The sequence below is a fragment of the Devosia sp. Root413D1 genome (genome assembly GCF_001425235.1).
GTDB lineage: Bacteria > Pseudomonadota > Alphaproteobacteria > Rhizobiales > Devosiaceae > Devosia_A.
The window spans coordinates 198,032-217,887 of record NZ_LMEA01000007.1; the positions used below are offsets into that span (position 1 = coordinate 198,032).

Genomic DNA, 19,856 nt, shown 5'->3' on the forward strand with positions numbered 1-19,856 from the left:
CAGATATAACCGGGCACGTTTCGCTTCCATCTGGCGCTACCAGCTCGGGCCGCTTGCGGTCTAATTGGCTACCTCTTGATATTGTGAACGTTTAGACCCGGTCGGCATGTCGCCGAACGAGGAACGCGTGCAAAGCGGGAAGATCCTGCGCACGACAATTGAAAGGGGGCCATCATGATCGAAGGCACCGTTAAGTTCTTCAACACCACCAAGGGCTTCGGCTTCATTCAGCCGGACGATGGTTCGAAGGACGCTTTCGTCCACATCTCTGCCGTCGAGCGTTCGGGCCTGTCCGGCCTCGCCGAAGGCCAGAAGGTGAGCTACGAGCTCGAAAAGGGCCGTGACGGCAAGGTTTCGGCGACGAACCTCAAGGCGCTCTAAGAACGCCCCGTGGCGCTGAGGGACTTGTCCTGGCGGCGCAACGACGGAAAAGGCCCCTCACGGGGCCTTTTTTGTTGGTCGACTTTCCCAGAGCTTACGGCTTCAAGCCCGCTGGAACCGGCGGCGCCTCGTAGCGCACCGTGATCTGCACCCGGCCGTTGCCCGCAAGGTAAGGATCGTTGGGAAACAGCGGCTCCGACGTGGCGCTGCCGTTCACTGCCCGAATGCGATCGTCGGACAGGCCGAACTCGCCGAGGATAGCGCGAACCGCGTTGGCGCGGTCGCTCGAGAGATCCCAGGCGCCATAGCGCGGGTTGTCGTAGACCGCGCCGGCGGCGGTATGGCCCGAGATGGTGATCTGGTTCGACAGCTTCTGCAGGATCGGCGCGAGTGAGGCGATGGCCTTGCGAGTCGACTCGTAGGGGTATTTCGACCCCTCGGGGAACATCGGCCGGCCTTCCTGGTCCATGATCTCGATGTCGAGCCCGTTCTCGGTCTCGCGCACCAAGAGGTTATCGGCGATCTTGGTGATGTCGGGCAGGGCCTGCCACGCCTGGCGGATGCTGGCGGCTGCCGCGTGATAGTCGGCATTGTACCGGGATTCGAGCGTCACCGTCGAAGCGCGGATCGCGTCGTAGTCGCTGCCGCCGATCTCGGCCACGCCGCCTCGCGATTCCATCTTCGGGCCGGCTTCGCTGCTCTCCGGCGCGGTCAGCGCGTCCTTGTTGGATTCGACGGCGATCTTGGCGCCATCCTCGGCAAAGGCGAGGCCACCCATGACGCCGCCGGCGCCGCTGGTGTTCTCGCTGACATTGGGCGGCGCGAAATAGTCGGCGAGGCCCTTCTTCTGCTCCGGCGTCGTCATGCTGATCAGCCACAGCAGCAGGAAGAACGCCATCATGGCCGTCACGAAGTCGGCGTAGGCGATCTTCCAGGCGCCGCCATGATGGGCATGGGCGGCCCGCTTGACCCGCTTGATGATGATGGTCTGGTCGTTGCGCGCCATGGCTCAGACCCTCACGATGCCGGCAGGTTGGCAGTGGCTTCGTCGATCTCGGCGAAGGTCGGCCGCACTTCCGACATCAGCGCCTTGCGCGCGAACTCGACGGCGATGGCCGGGGCATAGCCCGACATCTGCGCCAAGAGGCCAACCTTCATCGACAGGAAGTACTTCGACTCCGCCTCGAAGATGTTGCGCAGCGACTGCGCCATCGGTCCGAAGAAGCCATAGGCGACGAACACGCCGAGAAAGGTTCCAACCAGGGCGCCGCCGATCATGTGGCCGAGCACTTCCGGCGGCTCGCTGATCGACCCCATGGTCTTGATCACGCCGAGCACCGCCGCGACGATGCCGAGCGCCGGCGTGCCGTCGGCCAGCGCCTGCACCGCGGACACCAGGCGCTCGCGCTCCTGGTGATGCGTCTCCAGTTCCTCATCCATCAACGACTCCATCTCGTGGGCGACGTTGCTGCCGAGGGTGACCATGCGCAGGTAATCGCACATGAACTCGACGGCGTCGTGGTTGCCGGCGAAGGTCGGGAAGCGCTGGAACAGCGATGAGTTGGCTGGATCCTCGATATGCGGCTCGAGCGCCAGCACGCCCTTGGCCTGTACCAGCTTGAACAGCGTGAACTGCAGTCCGAGCAGCTCGACATAGGCGGCCTTGTCGTAGCGCGGACCGCGGAACAGGATGCCGAAGATGCTGGCCGTCTGCTTCAGCACCGGCCCGGTATTGCCGATGATGTAGGCGCCGAACGCCGCACCCAGGATGATCAGCGCCTCGAAGGGCTGGATCAGCACTTCGAGATGCCCGCCCATGGCGACATAGCCGCCGATGACGCTGGCAAAGATTACGACAATGCCGATGATGAGACGCATAAAACAGGACCCGCGCTACTAAATCAGGGACAAGGGGTCCTGCGAACCTGAGGCGAGCGATCGGCGCGGTCCGATCCGGCTGCCTTCTATGTTCGAAGCGACTCCTGTCTGCTTCTCGAACTCCGCCCGAAACCGCGCGGAAACCTAGTCTTTTCGGCGCCTTTCACCGGCGCGTCGTTCAGCCGCCAATCTGCTATGCCGCGGTTAAGGTTCAGCTAATGGCGAGGCGCGGAAAGGCGGCAGACTGATGCGTTGGTTCCGCAAGCTTTCCTGGTTCAGTAAGCCACCAAAGCGTTGCCCCCAACACCGGCCGTCATCCCGACGAAAGTCGGGACCCAGTGCGCAGGACGTTCGCCCCGCGCGGAGCTTTCCGACCTTGCGGTGACGGACCGGGGCGGTTCGCGTATGCCCGACCATCGAGCAGTGGGTCCCGGCGTTCGCCGGGATGACGGCCGGTGAATAGAACGGCGTGAAGCGCCGAAGCGACCTCCCGCACCGACAATTTCGAAAATGCCCCATTAGGAGCATTCAAATCCGCGCGGGAATGCGGCATAGCTGCCATACTGGTATGGTAGGGATTTTGAGGAGCTTCCCGTTGAAGATTACAGACCTGAAATGCGCGATCATTGCCTCGAGCCCGGTGATCCGCATCACCACCGATGAGGGCATCACCGGCTGGAGCCAGATCGAGACCCCCAAACCCTACGTCAAGCCGCAGGTGCTGCAGCTGAAGGATTGGATCGTCGGGCAGGACCCGCGCGACGTCGAGCGCGTCATGCGCCGCATCCGGGTGCGCGGTGGCTTCAAGCCGTTCGGCTCGGCGGTCTCGGCCATCGAGCATGCGCTGTGGGACATTGCCGGCAAGGCGGCCAACGCTCCGGCCTACCGCCTGCTCGGCGGCAAGGTGCGCGACCAGGTCCGCACCTATCGCACGCTTTACCAGGCCGAGGTGCCTGGCGGCGCCGAGCACACGCCCGAGGGCTACAAGCGCTGGGCCGAGTACGGCAAGTCGCTGAAGGGCGAGTTCACCCTGTTCAAGCTGCCGAGCGCCTACCACTCGTCGATGGTGCGCGACTTCCCGGATTTCTTCTACGGCGAAGTGCAGGAGGATGCGCCGTTCCCGTACCCGCACAAGGGCACGATGACCAAGGAAGGCTTCGACCACCTCGTCGCCTGCATCACCTCGGCCCGCGAGACGCTGGGCAAGGGCTACAATACGGCAGTCGATGCCGGCCCGGGCTTCATGCCGCTCGATGCGCTGCGCCTCGCCAAGGCGGTCGAACACCTGCACCTGCTCTGGATCGAAGACACGGTGACCGGCGACTACTCGCCCTACGTCAACCCTGACGTCTACAAGGACGTGACGCACCACACCACGACGCCGATCCACACCGGCGAGCAGATCTATCTGCGCCAGCACTATAAGCAGCTGATCGAGAGCCACGCGGTGAACGTCATTGGCCCCGATCCCTGCGACGTCGGCGGCCTCGCCGAGATCAAGTGGGTCGCCGAGCACGCGGACCTCCACGGTATCGCCATCGCGCCACACGGCACCGCCAACGGCATCCTCGGACTCGCCGCGCTGATCCAGGTCTGCGCCACCATGCCGGACAACCTGATCGCCTTCGAGTACCCGGCCCGGTTCGAACCGTTCTGGTACGACATCACCGAGGGCTTTGAGGGCATGCCGGTGAAGGGCGGGCTGATCGACGTGCCGGATCGTCCGGGCCTCGGCGTCAACCTGATCGCCAAGGAAGCCAGGAAGTACCTCGAAGAGGGCGACGAGAACTTCTTCGACTGAGGTTCAACGAGGGGCAGAACCTCCAGCGCAGGTGCGGGCTGTCCCCCACCCCTGTCCCCTCCCCGCAAGGGGGAGGGAGACGCCTGCTGAGGTGCCGGTGTTTTGGTCTCCCTCCCCCTCGAGGGGAGGGGACAGGGGTGGGGGGCGGCAGCCACCGGCGGCAGCGGCTTGCCAAGACCCAGACTACCCGGCGCGACGCGCCGCCTCGTACACCGCGACGAGCCGGTCGATGGTCATGTTCCAGCCGACGACCATGCCGCAGTTCATCCACCAGTCGACCCTTTCAGGGGTGTACTGGTCCGGGAACTGCACGTGGAAATCCATCAGGGTCTGCGCCCCATAGGGGGTCAGCTGGATGGTGACCAGCGGGCTCTCGTCGAGATTGTCGAGGTCGAGTTCAGGCCAGCCGCCGACGGCGCCCCAGTAGAACGCCAGCTTCTTGCCCGGCACGATCTCGCGATAGACGCCGCCGGTGAAGTACCGCTTCTCGGGGGTCTCCACCATTTCCTGGCGCCATTGGCCGCCGACCCTGAGGTCGACCGTCGCTGGCTGATCGGTGTGCTGGTCGGGGTTGAAGTACCAGTCGAGATAGGCCGGGTCGGTCCAGGCTTCGAACACCACGCTGGCCGGCGCGGCGAAGGTGCGTTGCAGAGCGATTCCACGATCGAGGGCATAGCTGGCAGGCATGTCACTGGTCTCCCTTGGAGGCTTTTGCGGCATCGGCGCGGGCGGCCATCATGGCCTTGAGCTGCGTGTCGAGCCGGTCGAAGCGGGTGGTGAAGAACTCGCGGTATTGCGCCATCCAGGCGTCGGCTTCGACCAGCGGCGCGATCTCCAGCGTGCAGGGCCGCGATTGCGCCGAGCGCTGCTTGCTGATCAGCCCGGCCTGCTCGAGCACCTTGAGATGCCGCGACACGGTGGGGAGGGTGAGCGCGAAGGGTTCGGCCAGCTCGTTGACCGTGGCTGGCCCCTGGGTCAGCCGCGCCAGCATGGCGCGACGCGTGGGGTCGGCAAGGGCGGCGAAGGTGGCGGTGAGTGGATCTTGTATTTGCATGACAACGTAATTACGTCATAGAGCAAATAATGTAAAGCCCTGCTGCGCCGGTGACGCAGGGCACCTGTGACGCCGCCGCGCTTGCGTCGCGGGCCGGCTGGTGCTTTACGCCACGCAACAACCCGCGGCCGCGATCACTCAGCAGAGGCCCGACACTTCAGCAGGGCCCCGTAACCGCATGATCCGCCTCGAGAACATTTCCAAGCAGAACGGCAAGCAGATCGTCTTCATCGAAGCCTCCGCTGCGCTGCAGCGTGGCGAAAAGGTCGGGCTGGTCGGCCCGAACGGCGCCGGCAAGACCACGTTGTTCCGGATGATCACCGGCGAAGAGCAGCCGGACGAGGGGCAGGTAGCGGTCGATCGCGGCGTCACCATCGGCTATTTCAGCCAGGATGTCGGCGACATGGCCGGTCGTCCGGCGGTTGCCGAAGTAATGGAGGGCGCGGGGCCCGCCGGCGCGCTGATTGCCGAGATGAGCGAGCTCGAGGCGGCGATGGCCGACCCGGATCGCGCCGACGAGATGGACGAGATCATCACCCGCTATGGCGAGGTGCAGGGCCAGTTCCAGGAGTTGGATGGCTACAGCCTCGATGCGCGGGCGCGCGAAGTGCTGCACGGGCTTGGCTTCAGCCAGGAGATGATGGACGGCGACGTCGGTGCGCTGTCAGGCGGCTGGAAGATGCGCGTGGCGCTCGGCAAGATCCTGTTGATGCGGCCCGATGCCCTGCTGCTCGACGAGCCATCCAACCACCTTGATATCGAAAGCCTGATCTGGCTCGAGGATTTCCTGAAGCGCTACGAGGGCGGGGTGCTGATGACCTCGCACGACCGCGCCTTCATGAACCGCATCGTCAACAAGATCGTCGAAATCGACGGCGGTTCGCTCACCGCATATTCCGGCGACTACGAGTATTACCAGCAGCAGCGCGCCCTTTCGGACAAGCAGATGCAGGCGCAGTTCGAGCGCCAGCAGGCGATGCTGGCCAAGGAGATCGCCTTCATCGAGCGCTTCAAGGCGCGCGCCAGCCACGCCGCGCAGGTGCAGAGCCGGGTCAAGAAGCTCGACAAGATCGACAAGGTGGAGCCGCCCAAGCGCCGCCAGACCGTAAACTTCGAGTTCCGTCCGCCGGCGCGCTCCGGCGAGGACGTGGTGCTGCTGAAGGGCGTCGACAAAGCCTATGGCAGCCGCTCGATCTACGAGGGGCTGGATTTCCATGTCCGGCGCAAGGAGCGCTGGTGCATCATGGGCGTCAACGGCGCCGGCAAATCGACGCTGCTGAAGCTGGTGGCGGGCAGCACCGAGCCGGATAACGGCTCGATCAATGTCGGGCCCAGCGTCAAGCTCGGCTATTTCGCGCAGCACGCCATGGACCTGCTCGATGGCGACCGCACGGTGTTCCAGTCGCTCGAGGACAGTTTTCCGCAGGCTGGGCAGGCGGCGCTGCGGGCGCTGGCCGGTTGCTTCGGCTTTTCCGGCGACGAGATCGAGAAGAGGTGCCGGGTGCTGTCAGGCGGCGAGAAAGCCCGCCTGGTGATGGCCAAGCTCCTGTTCGACTCCCCGAACTTCCTGGTGCTCGACGAGCCGACCAACCACCTGGATATCGCGACAAAGGAAATGCTGATCGAGGCATTGTCGCAGTATGAGGGGACGATGCTGTTCGTCTCGCACGACCGCCACTTCCTCGCCGCGCTCAGCAACCGCGTGCTGGAGCTGACGCCCGAGGGCGTCCACGCCTATGGCGGTGGCTACACCGAATATGTGGCGCGCACCGGCCAGGAAGCACCGGGCCTCCGGGGCTAGAGCGGCCCCTCTCCTCTGAGCGGAGACGGGAAGACGAGGCGATCTCATGGCGACCAAGGTCGCTAAATTGCGATGCTTCGCCAAAATCGGATGTTGATCGTCTTGCTCTAGCTTTGCTTTGCGAGGGCAGGGGCAATTTCCAGATGTTCGGCTATTTCGACACGATGCTGCGGTACTTCGAGTGCACAGGGCGCTCTTCGCGGACCCAATACTGGGTGTATACGCTGGTCTCGCTGCTCCTGCTGTTCGGCGCGCTCTATGTCGACATTGCCATGCTCGGGTACTTTCGGCCGGGCGTCAGTGGCCTGGGGCCGCTGACGCTGTTCTGCGTCTTCATCCACGTCGTGCCGAACATCACCGTGACGGTGCGGCGGCTGCATGACAGCGGGCGCTCCGGCTGGTGGTACTGGATCAGCCTGGTGCCGTTCATCGGCGGCATCTGGCTGCTGGTGCTGATGTGCTTCGGGCCCGACGGCTATGGCGCCAACGCGTACGGCGACGACCCGCGCGAGACCAGCACGTGGGCGCCCCGCGCCAAGGCCGTCCCGCTCAGCCGGGCGCAGGCGTTTGTCGCCGACATGGACGCCCGCCGACGCGCCCGCGGCCCCTGGTCGCCAAGTTCGGAAAGCTAGGTCGCGATCCCGTGCACCGGCGGCAGCGCTGCTGGCAGCTCTGTGTCGCCGAGCCGGGCCCTCAGTTCGATCTCGAGGTCGCGGCTGATCTGTGAGATCGGCACGTCGTTGGCATTGCCCTCGAACGGGTTCGAGGTGCTCTCGCCGACGAGGTCGAGCGCAAAGTACATCCAGCCGATCAGCACGCTGAACGGCACGCTCAGCCACAGCATCACCGTACCGAGCACGCCGTTAGAGCCGCCCATGGCTGCGAAGGTCGGCACCACGCCGAATGGCAGGAGCGTTGCGAAGATGACGACGAAGATGGCGCTGACCACGGCATATTGCCGGGGGTAGGGCGTGTTCTTGATCCGATCGCAGCGCGCCTGCTGGTCGTGACAATCACGCAGGAGCTTCATCAGCTCGGAATAGACCTGCGTCGGGATAGCGCTTTGCTTCAGCAACGCGTTGATTTCTTCGCCCTGCAGGTGCAGCAGCGCCAGCGCCGGCTGCGGCCGGGCCGCGATGGCATCCGCCTCCGCGCCGAGCAACGGGGCCAGCGCCTGTGGCAGCGTCGTGAGATCTTCCTGGATCTGGTAGTAGCGCCGCCGGAACGCCCGGTTGGCGCCCTGGCTCACCGTCTCCCATGGCATTGGCCGGCGCAGCGAGTAGCGCAGCGCCGTCAACCAGGCGAGGTGGCGGAGGATCACCCGGCGCGCCGCCTCCTTGTCGAGGAAATCGCAGCTCAGCGTCGCCAGCAGCCGGCTGATCGCGGCGATCTGGGCGAAGGCCTGCAACGCATCGGAGCTGCGCTGCAGCACCTGGCCGTTCTTGAACCCGGCGACCAGCGCCACGCTGGTGCCGAGCACCGCGACGATCGGCCAGGGGATTCCGAACCCGGCCAGTGGCGGCAGGCTGTAGGCCGCTACCGCCACGAGGCTGACGATCAGCACGTAGAGCGCACCGCGCCGCGACCAGACCGCAAAATCCAGCAACCGGTAGGAACGTCCGACATGCATCCGTGGCGACTCCGAGATTCGAAGTCGCCACTATGCCACGGCTTGTCGAAAGGCGATCAGCCGATCACCTTCCACTGCTCGTCGCGCGGGCCGGTGGGGCGGAAGTCGTAGCGGTCGAGCCCGAGGCCGTGCAGCGTCGCACGTTCGATCAGCGAGAACTCGGCTGGGTCGTCGCGGTTGAAGTTCATCGGGTCCTTCAGCACCACCGGCGGGTTGGTCATGAAGCGCACATTGGGCGAATGGTTGTTCGACGAAGCGTGCAGCATGTAGGGGTGGAGGATGATGAAGTCGCCGACCTCGCCGGTGACTTCGACGAACTCCTCGCACTTGTCGATCAGGTGGCCGAAGTCGAACGACGGATCGACCCCCTCCGGATGGTCGGCGAGGTAGCGCGCCACGTGCTTGATCGAGTCGGGCGCAATGAAGGTGCCGCCGCCCTTGTGGCCGACATTGGACCAGTAGACGACGGTCAACAGGCCCTGTTCGCGGCTATCGAGGAAGTGGCGGAAGAAGCTGCCATCCTTGTGCCAGCCGCCGGCCTCGGGCGAGGGCTTCATCCACGGCTTGTCGGCGCCGCGGCGGAAGTTGACGATGAAGGCATCCGACCACTCGGTAGAATCGATGGTGGTGAAATGCTGCGACTCGATCTCCATCACCTTGTGATCGATGCGGTCCTCGCCGCCGGTCACGTCGCAAAGCGCCCCCCAGGCCCTGGGCGAGATATCCTTGATCGCCGCAATGTTGTTGCGGTCCATCCAGACGATATCCTTCTTCCAGGTCGAGCGGTCGACCGGATCATAACCCAGCCGCGTATACGCCTCAGCCGTCCACTTCTTGGCCAGCTCCGGATCGAGGCAGCCTTTGACGAGCACATAGCCCTTTTCGACAAAGTGCTGCGCCTGCTCTGGAGTGAGCACCTGGAGTTTGTGAGGCATGGGATGTTCCTACGGGATGTGACAGCTCAGTCCGCGGGCGCGGTATGGTAGTATGTTAAGCACGGATTTTGCGGCGAGTGGAGCCCTGCCATTCGTCGGATAGCAGCTGATGCGTGCTTACCATCCGAAGCGTTTGGCTATCGCAGGCTCCGCCCCTGTTGAAACGCCTCCGCCACGAACTCGGCGATAAACTCGACATCCTCCGACCAGGTCTCGCGAAGCGCCGCCACCGACAGCGTTCGCGCCTCGATAGGTGGCTCCGCAGCGTAACGCACTACCCTCGCGGCGAGTTCTGGGCTGAGCAGTGCCGGGGTGATCACTGCGAAGCCGAGGCCTGCCGCCACCAGTTCAGAGATCACCGACAGCGAGTTGCAGACGCTCAGCGATTTAGGCGTCTCCCGGCCGGTATCGAACCAGGCACGGATGGTCCGTCCGATGGTCGATTGCGCCGGCTGCGTGAAGATCGCCTCGTCTATGAGGTCCGCCGGATGCAGCACCTGGCCGGCCAGCCGATGACCTACCGGGCCCACCCAAGCGAGATCGATCTGCCCCAGCGCCCGCGATATGGCGCCTTCCACATTGGTGCTGTCGTTGCTGATCACCACGTCGAGCTGGCGCTCTTCGAGCTGCCGGATCAAAGCGGCGCCCACGTCAACTGCCAGTTCGACCCGCAGTTGCGGCCGCCGCAGCTTCAGCGCCCCGATCAGCCCAGGCAGCGCCAGGTGCGCCACCGTCTCCACCACGCCGAGGCGCAGCAGCCCGCGGAGCTTTCCCGACCCGGCCTCGTCATGGATCTCGCGCGCCAGCGTCAGCATCTGTTCGGCCTGGTTCTGGATGGCTCGGCCCGCTTCAGTCAGTCGGGCCCGGCCGCCCGAACGGTCGAACAGCGCCGTCCCCAGTTCCAGTTCGAGCTCGCGGATGCGACCGGAGACCGATGGCTGCGTAACGTTGAGCTGCCGCGCCGCGGCGTGAAAGCTGCCCAGCCGGCTGATCCAGTAGAAGGTTTCGATCTGGGCGAGGGTCAGGCGCATGATAGGCAAAGCCTATCAGTCTGGCGCCAACTATCAATTGGAACTGATCGCTCGCACCTGACTAGACTTCGTCCACTGTTCGAGACGGAGATCAGCCTTGGCCTATCGCGTTGGCATCGATATCGGCGGCACCTTTACCGACATCGCCTTGGTCGACGCCGCCGGCACGGTGTCGATCCGCAAGGTGGCGTCGACGCCGGACGACTACAGCCGCGGCATTGCCGACGGGCTCGCGGCACTGATCGGCGAGCTCGGCATCGTGCCGGGCGAGATCACCGCCATCGTCCACGCCACCACCGTCGCCACCAACACCATCCTCGAGTTCAAGGGCGCCCGCACCGGGCTTGTTACCACGCGCGGTTTTCGCGACGTGCTGGAACTGCGGCGCTTGCGCATCCCGGTGCTCTACGACCTGCAATATGACAAGCCTCCGCCGCTGGTGCCGCGCCAGCGCCGGGTCGAGATCAGCGAGCGGATGAGGCCCGACGGCACGGTTCGCGTGCCGCTTGATGAGACCGAGGTCCGTAACGCCGCCCACCGCTTCCGCGCCGCGGGCATCGAGTCGGTGGCGATCAGCTACCTGCACGCCTATGCCAACCCGGAGCACGAGATCCGCACCGAGGCGATCCTGCGTGAGGAACTCGGCGACAGCGTCTACTTCACTCGCGGCTCGGAAATCCTGCCCGAGATCCGCGAGTACGAGCGCACTTCGACCGCGGTGGTGAACGCCTATGTCGGTCCGGTGATCCGTTCCTATGCCGATGCGCTGGCCGGCCGGCTCGCCGCCATCGGTGTCACCGCGCCGATCGAGATGATGCATTCGGGCGGCGGCATCATGCGGCTCGCCGCATCGGTGAAGCGCGCCGCCTCGCTGGTCGAATCGGGCCCGGCCGCCGGCGTCATCGCCTGCGCCCGGCTGGTGCGCGGCGAGGGGCGGGGGGCCAACATCATCTCGTTCGACATGGGCGGCACCACCGCCAAGGCAGCGCTGATCGAGAACGGCGAAGCGGCTCGCACCGACGAGTACGAAGTGGGCGCCGGCATCAACCTCTCCAGCAAACTGGTGAAGGGCGGCGGTTATCCGATCAAGATGCCGTTCATCGACGTGTCGGAGATCGGCGCCGGCGGCGGCAGCCTTGTGGCGCTGGACCGGCAAGGGCGCGTCACCGTCGGGCCGGAAAGCGCCGGCGCCATGCCGGGTCCGGTCGCCTATGGCCGCGGCGGTACGCGCGCCACCCTGACCGACGTGTTCGTCACGCTCGGCTATATCAACGACACGACGCTCGCCGGTGGCAGCATCGCCGTCGATGCCGAGGGGGCGCGCAACGCGCTCCGCACCCAGATCGCCGAGCCACTTGGCCAGGATCTGCTGACCACTGCGCGGGGCGTGCTGACGCTTGCGGTTTCGACCATGACCCGGGCGGTGAAAGCCGTTTCCACCTATCGCGGTCGCGACCCGCGCGATTTCAGCCTCGTCGCCTTCGGCGGCAATGGCCCGGTGGTCGCTGCCGATATCGCCGCGGCGCTGGGCATCCGCCACATTATCGTGCCGGTGGCCGCCGGCGTGTTCAGTGGTTCGGGGCTGCTGCGCTCCGATGTGGAGCAGGAGTTCGTGCAGCCGCTGCTGGCCGACACCGTGGCGATCAGCCCCGCGATGCTGGCCGACCTGAAGGCCGAGTTGAGTATCCGGGCCCGGGCAGCGCTCGCTGCCGATGCTTACGATGCCGCCAGCGCCGAGTTCCGCTACAGCGCCGATCTCCGCTATTTCGGCCAGGCCTATGAGTTGAACATTGCCGACCGAACCGGCGAGGTCGCTGACCTAGTCGAGGGCTTCCACACCGAGCACGAGCGCACCTATGGCCACCGCTCCAGCGCCGATCCGGTGCAACTGGTGAACCTTCGCCTTACCGTGCGTGTACCCGTCGCTTCGGAGATCGTGCGCTACGCGCCGGCCCCGGCATTCGAACGACGCGGCCGGCTGGTGGCCTTCGGCGCCACGCCGGTAATGACCCCGGTGATCGGCCGCGAGGCGCTGGGCTTGAGCCTGCGGCCCGGGCCCTTCATCATCGAGGATTACGACTGCACCTGCGTGATCCCACCAAATGCGTCCGCTCGGCTCGATGCGGCCGGCAATATCGAAATCGAGGTTAGCCAGCCATGAGCCGCGTCGATCCCATCACCCTCGAGGTCATCCGCAACGGCCTGGCTTCGATCGCCGACGAAATGGCGCTGATCGTCATGCGCAGCGCCTATTCCCCCGTAGTGCGCGACATCATGGATTACTCGACGGCGCTCTGCGACCCCCAGGGACGGGTGATCGCCCAGGGACTGACGCTGCCGATCCAGCTCTGCTCGTTCCCGCGCGTCATGCGCTTCATCGAGCAGAAGTTCGGCGCCGACCTGAGCCCCGGCGACGTGCTGATCACCAACGACCCCTACAGCGCCGGTGGCCAGCACCTCCCTGATATCTACGTGATCAAGCCGATCTTTCAGGGGACGGCGCTCGCCGGCTATGCGGCGACCGTCGCCCACCATACCGATCTCGGCGGCATCGTGCCCGGGAGCGTTGCGATCTATGCCACCGAGATCCAGCAGGAGGGGCTGCGGCTGCCGCTGCTGAAGCTCTACGCCGCGGGCGAGCCCAATGCGACGCTGTTCGAGCTGATCCAGTCCAACACCCGCCAGCCGGTGGAGGTGCTGGGCGATTTGCGGGCGCAGATTGCTGCCTGCACCACCGCCGAGCGCGGCCTGCTGCAGCTGGTCGAGCGCTATGGCGCCGCCGAGCTGGCGCTCTATACCGAGGCGTTGCACGCGCATGCCGAACAGATGATGCGCGATACCATCCGCGAGCTGCCTAACGGCGTCTATGTCGGCGAGGATTACCTCGACGGCATCGGCGAGGCGCCCGAGCCGATCCGCATCCGGGCCACCGTGACCGTCATGGATGACAGCATCGACATCGACTTCGAGGGCACCTCGGGCCAGGTGGCGGCGAGCATCAACTGCCCGATTTCGCTCCCCGAGTCCGCCGCCTTCACTGCCATCCGCTGTCTGTCGCGCCGCGATATCCCCAATTGCGATGGCTACCTGAAGCCGATCACCGTCCGGGCGCCCGAGGGGTGCCTGCTCAACCCGGTCTACCCGGCCGCCTGTGGGGCGCGCGGCGTCGTCGGCTATCGGGTGTTCGACACCATCATGCAGGCCTTGGCCCAGGTGGTGCCCGAACGCGCCATTGCCGGCTCGGAAGGCGGGCCGTTCCTGATGGCGGCGGGCGGCACGTACCAGGGCCGACAATATGTACTTAACGAGATGCTGGTGGGCACCTGGGGGGCGCGTGCCGACCGCGACGGCATCGAGGGGATCTCCAACCCGGCGGCCAACCTCTCCAACCAGCCGATCGAGATGATCGAGGCCGAGATGCCTGTCGAAGTCCTGCGCTACGGCTTCGTTACCGATTCCGGTGGGGCAGGGCGCCATCGCGGCGGCCTCGCCTTCACCCGTGAGTTCAGGTTCCTGCAGCCCACCGGTTTCAACCTGCGCGGCGATCGTCGCGACCACCCGCCCTACGGGCTCGAAGGCGGCGGCACCGGCGGCCCATCGGCGCATGTGCATATCGGCGCTGACGGCAGCGAAAAGCTGCTCCCCACCATGCCGATGCGTGGGTTCGCCGCTGCTGCCGGCGATGTGTTCCGCCTCGTCGGGGCAGGGGGCGGCGGCTATGGCGACGCGCTCGAACGCGAACCCGAGCGGGTGCTGGCCGATGTGGTAGCCGAGAAGGTCAGCATCGATGGCGCGGCGCGCGACTACGGCGTCGTCATCGGCGACGATCTCGGGCTCGACCTCGGCGCCACGCAAAGCCTCCGCGCCGCGCGCCGCGCCGGAGTGGCGCGATGAAACGCGGGGTCGCCGGTCTCAACGAGACGCTGATCGGACTGCCCGGCAGCCGCGCGCAACTCGAAACGCCGGCGCTGCTGCTCGATGCCGAGCGCTTCGAGACGAGCCTCGATCGCCTGGCGCAACTGGCCCGGCTCTCCGGCATGGGGCTGCGCCCGCACGCCAAATCGCACAAATGCGCAGCGATCGCCGAGCGCCAGATGGCGGCCGGTGCACTGGGCATCGCCTGTGCCAAGACTGGGGAACTGCTGGCCCTGTTCGAGGCGGGGCTGACGAAACTGATGCTGACTGCGCCGGTGTCGAGCCGGTTGAAGATCGACCGGTTGACCGCCGCTGCGGCACGTGGGCTTGAGCTGATCGTGGTGGTCGACCGGCTGGAGTTGGTCGCGGCGTTCGGGGCGTCGGCCCGCGCCGCCGGCACGCATGTCGCGGTGCTGGTCGATTGCGACACCGGGCTCGGCCGCACCGGGGTGACCGCGGCGGAGGAGGCGGTTGCCCTGGCTCGCGCCATTGCGACCGAGGCTGGGCTCGTCTATGCCGGAGTGCAGGCCTATGCCGGTAAGGTGCAGCACGTCTTCGACCACCAGGAGCGCCGCGCCGCCAACCACCTCGCCAACGCGGCGCTCACGCCCATCCTCGTTGGCCTTCGCGCCGCCGGGCTGGCGCCGGAGATCGTCAGTGGTGGCGGCACCGGCAGCCACCTCCTGGATTTCGAGGATGGCATCCTCACCGAAGTGCAGGCCGGCTCCTACGTGCTGATGGACGAAGGCTACCGCCCGGTGGATGTCCACGGCACTGGCGAGCCGGTATTCGATTTCGCCATGCTGGTGCTGGTCAGCGTCATCGGCCACAGCGCCAATGGCGAGGCGATCACCGATGGCGGCTCAAAGAGCTTCGCCGTCGACGGCCCGCCACCGCGCGTCTATCGCGATGGCGTCGAAATCGGCACCATCGCCTGGGCCGGCGACGAGTTCGGCCGGGTGAAGACCTACGACGGCATCGCCCCACCACCGGCCGGCGCTCGGCTCGAATGCACCGTGCCGCATTGCGACCCGACGGCGAACCTGCACGATTTTATCCACGTGGTACGCGGCGAGAGGTTGGAAGCGATCTGGCCGATCGAGGCGCGCGGGTTGTCGGATTAAGCGGGCGGAACGGGCGCGGCAAGGCGTCCCCGCAGCACCTTGATGATCGCACTGTGCTGCTTGTCGCCTAACCCAAGATCCCGAGCGCGCGCGAACAGAGCGGCGGCAAGTCGCGCAAACTCGGCCTCCGCGCCGGTAGCGTCGGCGAGTTCAGCGAGCCAGCGTAGGTCTCCGGCTATGGTCTTTACCGTGCTCTCTGCCTCGTCAAACGCTTCTGTGGCTATGGCACGCCCCATGCGTTGCATATCGGTCGCGAGGATCGGCCCCATGCTCGCCAGCATGTCGCCAAGCATCGCCGGATCGAGACCTTCAGTCTCTAGTAGCGCGGCACCCTGGGCAAAGCCGATCCAATGCCCAGCGAAGTAGGCCAATCCGGCGTTGGCGTAGGCTTTGGCGTGGCCGGCATCTGGCCCGACATGCGTTAGCTGGCCGCCCAGCAGGTCGAGAAGCGGACGCGCTGCTGCAAAATCGTCGGCGTTTCCGGCGAGGGTGAATGAAGCATCAGGTGAGCCGACCTGCCGTGGCCAGGCGCCGATGGCGCCGTCGAGATACCGCCCTCCGGCCTGGCGAACCTTGGTCTCCAAAGCTCGGGCCTGCGCCGGTGTTCCCGAAGCGAACTGGACGATGAGCCTGCCGTGGAGGGCACGCGTTGTGCCCTCGAACAGCGCCATCGTTGCAGGGTAGTCGCTCACGCAGAGCAGCGCAGCCGGGCTCGCCTCGATGGCCGCACCAGCAGAGACGGCGGCCGTTGCTCCCCGCTCGACCAGCGGCGTCACCCTGGCGTCACTGCGGTTCCACACCGTCACAGCCAGGCCCGCTGCAAGCAGGGCCCGTGCAATCGCGCTGCCCATATCGCCCAGGCCAATGACACTCAAATCGCTCATTCTTGACGCTCCATCACCAGAAAACTACAATACGTAAGTTACATAATGTAGGTTAACGCGAGAGGCAAGTGGGGATGGCACGGCTGAGCAAGGAGGATCGTCGCCAGCAACTGCTCGACGTCGCCCTGAAGATCGTTCGAGAGGAGGGTGCCGATGCGCTGACGCTGGTCTCGCTCGCGCTACGCGCCGATGTCAGCAGACCGGTGACCTACGAGCATTTCGGCACGCGGCCCGGCCTTCTGCTGGCCCTCTACGAGAGGCTCGAACGCGCCTATGTCGACGCTTTGCGCGAGGCCCTGGCCGCCGCGCCCCGCTCGCTCCCCGCCCTGGCGGCGCTGATGAGTTCGGCCTATTTCGGCTGCCTCATCGACGCCGGAGTGGAGGGGCCGGCCCTGTCGGCTGCCCTGCAGGGCAGCGAAGAGATGGCCGCCCAACAGCTTGTGATGCGCGACGAGTATGTCGAGGTGATGCAAGGCGAATTGCAGCCATTCGCCGACATGCCCGCCGACATGCTTCGCCTGTGTTGCATCGGCCTGCTCGGCGCCGCCGAAGCGATGGCGCGCGAGCAGCAGGGCGGGCGCGTTGAACTCGACGCGGCCACTCGAGCCTTCACTAGGCTGATCGAGCGCGCCGTCGAACGGCCCGTGGGCTGATCACGCCAACGCATCCGCGGGCAGCCCCGTCCGCCTCGGAGGCAAACTAGCCCCCTTGACACCGCCACCCCGCCACCCCCATAACTCCGCACCTGATCTTTGGAGCACGATCCGTGCAGAAGCTTATCGTAGTAGTGGGGCGCATCGAGCACGTGGGGTAAATCCCTGCGAGGGTCGGTGCGCTCGTTCGAAGGTCCCTAACGGGGCCTTTTTTGTTGCCGAATTTCCGCCGTGACGGCGCGTTGCGAATGAAAGACCGGGTGAGCCCGGGGGAGTATGAGAAAAATGGCCGAGCAGATGACAGGCGCGGAGATGGTGATCCAGGCCCTGGTCGATAACGGGGTGGAGCACATCTTCGGCTATCCCGGCGGGGCAGCGTTGCCGATCTATGATGCGATGTTCCAGCAGGACAAGGTGCAGCACATCCTCGTCCGCCACGAGCAGGGCGCGACGCACATGGCCGAGGGTTATGCGCGTTCGACCGGCAAGGTCGGCGTCGTGCTGGTGACCTCTGGTCCGGGGGCAACCAACGCCGTCACCGGCCTCACCGACGCGCTGATGGACTCGATCCCCTTGGTCTGCATCACGGCACAGGTGCCGACGACGCTGATCGGCTCGGACGCCTTCCAGGAATGCGACACGGTCGGCATCACCCGCTCGTGCACCAAGCACAATTACCTGGTCAAGAACGTCAACGACCTGCCGCGGGTCATGCACGAGGCGTTCCACATCGCCAATTCGGGCCGCCCCGGTCCGGTGCTGGTCGATATCCCCAAGGACGTGCAGTTCGCGCTCGGCACCTATCTCGGCATCGACGAGATCGGGCCGAGCCGCCACAAGAGCTACCATCCCGCCACAGCTGGTGACAGTAAAGCCATTGAACTCGCCGTCGATATGATGCTGAAGGCCGAGCGGCCGATCTTCTATACCGGCGGTGGCATCATCAACTCGGGCCCGGAAGCCTCCGAGAAGCTGCGCGAGCTGGCCGAACTGACCGGTTTCCCGGTGACCTCGACCCTGATGGGGCTGGGCGCCTTCCCGGGCTCCAACCCGCAGTGGATGGGGATGCTCGGCATGCACGGCACCTACGAAGCCAACATGGCGATGCATGACTGCGATCTGATGATCAATATCGGGGCGCGGTTTGACGACCGGATCACCGGGCGCATCGATGCGTTCTCGCCGGGCTCGACCCGCATTCACGTCGATATCGACCCGTCTTCGATCGGCAAGAACGTCCGCACAGATCTCGCCATCGTCGGCGATAGCGGGCTGGTTATGGAAGAGATGGTCCGCATCTGGCGCACCAAGACCAACCAGCCGCGCACCGAGGCGATCGCGCCGTGGTGGGAGCAGATTGAAGGCTGGCGCAGTAAGCACTCGCTGGGCTTCAAGAACTCGACCACCACGATCAAGCCGCAGCACGCCATCCAGCGCCTCTACCAGGCGACCAAGGGGCGGGATGTCTACATCACCACCGAAGTCGGCCAGCACCAGATGTGGGCGGCGCAGCATTTCCCGTTCGAAATGCCGAACCGCTGGATGACCTCGGGTGGCCTCGGCACCATGGGCTACGGCCTGCCGGCGGCAGTCGGCGTGCAGGTGGCGCACCCGGATGCGCTGGTCATCGACATTGCCGGCGAGGCGAGCGTGCAGATGACCATGCAGGAGCTCTCGACGGCGGTGCAGTACCGCCTGCCGATCAAGGTGTTCATCCTCAACAATGAGCGGATGGGCATGGTCAGGCAGTGGCAGGACCTGCTGCATGGCGGGCGCTATGCACACTCCTACAGCGAGAGCCTGCCCGATTTCGTCAAGCTAGCCGAAGCTTATGGCGGCAAGGGCATCCGCTGTTCCGATCCGGCGCTGCTCGATGCGGCCATCCAGGAGATGCTCGATTACGACGGCCCGGTGCTGTTCGATTGCCTGGTCGAAAAGCACGAGAACTGCCTGCCGATGATCCCGTCGGGCAAGCCGCACAACGAGATGATCCTGCCCGATTTCGAGGACGATATCGGCGCGGTGATCGACGAAAAAGGCCGGCAGCTGGTTTGAGTTAGGGCCGCCTCCACCCAAGTCATTCCCACGGAAGCGGGAATCCATCGCGCCGCAAGCGCGAAACGAGAGATGGATCCCCGCCTGCGCGGGGATGACGCCGGTGGAGGAGGACCTCAAGAGAGGGTACGAAAGTCATGAACGCACATTTGCAGCCGAGCGGTTCGGCATACTTCCTCGCCGCAGAAACCCAGGTTCCGGAGCGGCACACGCTGAGCGTGCTGGTCGATAACGAACCGGGCATTCTCGCCCGGATCGTCGGGCTGTTCGCCGCCCGCGGCTACAACATCGACAGTCTCACGGTCTCAGAGACCGAGCACGAGAAGGGTCTAAGCCGTATCACCGTGGTTACGGTTGCGACGCCCAAGGTGCTGACCCAGATCAAGCTGCAGCTCGAGCGGCTGATCCCGGTGCACCGGGTGCATGACCTCACCAGCGAGGGCAAATCGCTGGAGCGCGAGCTGGCGCTGATCAAGGTCGGCGGCTCGGGCGAGCCGCGCGCCGAGGCGCTGCGCCTCGCCGATGCGTTCCGCGCCCAGATCGTCGATGCCACCACCGAGAGCTTCGTCTTCGAGGTGACCGGCAAGCCATCGAAGATCGACAGCTTTATCGCACTGATGGTGCCGCTGGGGCTGATCGAGGTGGTGCGCACCGGGCTCGCCGCGATCTCGCGTGGGCCGGAAGGCATGTGACAGAACCGGGGCGGAAACTCCG

At 65.6% G+C, this 19,856-nt stretch carries 18 protein-coding genes; 10 read left to right on the plus strand and 8 right to left on the minus strand.

The window, feature by feature from the left end:
• Positions 1-174 precede the first annotated feature (174 nt).
• Positions 175-381: a cold-shock protein gene (locus tag ASC89_RS05790; protein ID WP_055878471.1), complete on the plus strand. Its 207-nt coding sequence runs from the start codon at positions 175-177 to the stop codon at positions 379-381.
• Between the two features lie 94 nt (positions 382-475).
• Here ASC89_RS05790 and ASC89_RS05795 read toward each other — a convergent pair whose 3' ends face one another.
• Together ASC89_RS05795 and motA are read right to left on the minus strand one after the other, a co-directional pair.
• A complete protein-coding gene (locus ASC89_RS05795) occupies positions 476-1,387 on the minus strand; it encodes a flagellar motor protein MotB (protein ID WP_055878469.1) in 912 nt (303 codons plus the stop codon).
• 11 nt (positions 1,388-1,398) lie between these two features.
• Positions 1,399-2,259 carry a flagellar motor stator protein MotA gene (gene motA / locus ASC89_RS05800; RefSeq protein WP_055878468.1) on the minus strand — a complete coding sequence of 287 codons (861 nt, stop codon included), beginning with the start codon at positions 2,257-2,259 and terminating at the stop codon, positions 1,399-1,401.
• 595 nt (positions 2,260-2,854) lie between these two features.
• Here motA and ASC89_RS05805 point away from each other — a divergent pair.
• Positions 2,855-4,060 (plus strand): mandelate racemase/muconate lactonizing enzyme family protein, encoded by a 1,206-nt coding sequence (locus ASC89_RS05805; RefSeq protein ID WP_055995710.1) that lies wholly within the window; start codon positions 2,855-2,857, stop codon positions 4,058-4,060.
• Positions 4,061-4,243: 183 nt separating this feature from the next.
• On the opposite strand, the gene ASC89_RS05810 is transcribed toward ASC89_RS05805, so the two are convergent.
• The gene (locus tag ASC89_RS05810) at positions 4,244-4,747 is read right to left on the minus strand and encodes an SRPBCC domain-containing protein (protein WP_055995713.1); all 504 of its coding nucleotides are present in this window, start codon (positions 4,745-4,747) and stop codon (positions 4,244-4,246) included.
• 1 nt (position 4,748) lies between these two features.
• Positions 4,749-5,114 carry a helix-turn-helix transcriptional regulator gene (locus ASC89_RS05815; protein ID WP_055995716.1) on the minus strand — a complete coding sequence of 122 codons (366 nt, stop codon included), beginning with the start codon at positions 5,112-5,114 and terminating at the stop codon, positions 4,749-4,751.
• Between the two features lie 178 nt (positions 5,115-5,292).
• Between ASC89_RS05815 and ASC89_RS05820 the strand changes: the two genes are divergently transcribed.
• Both ASC89_RS05820 and ASC89_RS05825 read left to right on the plus strand, forming a co-directional pair.
• Positions 5,293-6,915, plus strand: a complete 1,623-nt coding sequence (locus ASC89_RS05820; protein WP_055995719.1) for an ABC-F family ATP-binding cassette domain-containing protein — start codon at positions 5,293-5,295, stop codon at positions 6,913-6,915.
• Between the two features lie 164 nt (positions 6,916-7,079).
• A complete protein-coding gene (locus ASC89_RS05825; protein WP_274532694.1) occupies positions 7,080-7,547 on the plus strand; it encodes a DUF805 domain-containing protein in 468 nt (155 codons plus the stop codon).
• Here the strand turns inward: ASC89_RS05825 and ASC89_RS05830 are convergent.
• The 3 genes from ASC89_RS05830 to ASC89_RS05840 form a co-directional block, all read right to left on the minus strand.
• Positions 7,544-8,545 carry a bestrophin family protein gene (locus ASC89_RS05830; RefSeq protein WP_055995724.1) on the minus strand — a complete coding sequence of 334 codons (1,002 nt, stop codon included), beginning with the start codon at positions 8,543-8,545 and terminating at the stop codon, positions 7,544-7,546. The genes ASC89_RS05825 and ASC89_RS05830 overlap by 4 nt on opposite strands.
• A gap of 56 nt (positions 8,546-8,601) precedes the next feature.
• Entirely contained in the window at positions 8,602-9,480 is an 879-nt protein-coding gene (locus ASC89_RS05835) for a phytanoyl-CoA dioxygenase family protein (RefSeq protein WP_055995727.1), read from the minus strand.
• A 137-nt stretch (positions 9,481-9,617) separates the two neighbouring features.
• Positions 9,618-10,511, minus strand: coding sequence for a LysR family transcriptional regulator (locus ASC89_RS05840; RefSeq protein WP_055995730.1), 894 nt, complete (start codon positions 10,509-10,511; stop codon positions 9,618-9,620).
• Positions 10,512-10,608: 97 nt separating this feature from the next.
• On the opposite strand from ASC89_RS05840, the gene ASC89_RS05845 reads away from it, so the two are divergent.
• From ASC89_RS05845 to ASC89_RS05855, 3 genes are read left to right on the plus strand one after another with little or no spacing between them, the layout of a single operon-like run.
• A complete protein-coding gene (locus ASC89_RS05845; protein WP_055995732.1) occupies positions 10,609-12,672 on the plus strand; it encodes a hydantoinase/oxoprolinase family protein in 2,064 nt (687 codons plus the stop codon).
• Positions 12,669-14,405 (plus strand): hydantoinase B/oxoprolinase family protein, encoded by a 1,737-nt coding sequence (locus ASC89_RS05850; protein ID WP_055995735.1) that lies wholly within the window; start codon positions 12,669-12,671, stop codon positions 14,403-14,405. The genes ASC89_RS05845 and ASC89_RS05850 overlap by 4 nt, the downstream gene beginning before the upstream one ends.
• A complete protein-coding gene (locus ASC89_RS05855) occupies positions 14,402-15,550 on the plus strand; it encodes an alanine racemase (RefSeq protein WP_055995738.1) in 1,149 nt (382 codons plus the stop codon). The genes ASC89_RS05850 and ASC89_RS05855 overlap by 4 nt, the downstream gene beginning before the upstream one ends.
• On the opposite strand, the gene ASC89_RS05860 is transcribed toward ASC89_RS05855, so the two are convergent.
• Complete coding sequence (locus ASC89_RS05860; protein WP_055995741.1) at positions 15,547-16,434, minus strand: NAD(P)-dependent oxidoreductase; 888 nt, start codon at positions 16,432-16,434, stop codon at positions 15,547-15,549. The two genes, ASC89_RS05855 and ASC89_RS05860, sit on opposite strands and share 4 nt — an antisense overlap.
• A 74-nt stretch (positions 16,435-16,508) precedes the next feature.
• On the opposite strand from ASC89_RS05860, the gene ASC89_RS05865 reads away from it, so the two are divergent.
• The 3 genes from ASC89_RS05865 (at position 16,509) to ilvN (ending at position 19,834) form a co-directional block, all read left to right on the plus strand.
• Complete coding sequence (locus ASC89_RS05865) at positions 16,509-17,087, plus strand: TetR/AcrR family transcriptional regulator (protein ID WP_055995744.1); 579 nt, start codon at positions 16,509-16,511, stop codon at positions 17,085-17,087.
• Positions 17,088-17,372: 285 nt separating this feature from the next.
• The gene (locus ASC89_RS05870; RefSeq protein ID WP_055995747.1) at positions 17,373-19,142 is read left to right on the plus strand and encodes an acetolactate synthase 3 large subunit; all 1,770 of its coding nucleotides are present in this window, start codon (positions 17,373-17,375) and stop codon (positions 19,140-19,142) included.
• A 137-nt stretch (positions 19,143-19,279) separates the two neighbouring features.
• A complete protein-coding gene (ilvN, locus tag ASC89_RS05875) occupies positions 19,280-19,834 on the plus strand; it encodes an acetolactate synthase small subunit (protein WP_055878448.1) in 555 nt (184 codons plus the stop codon).
• Positions 19,835-19,856 lie beyond the last annotated feature (22 nt).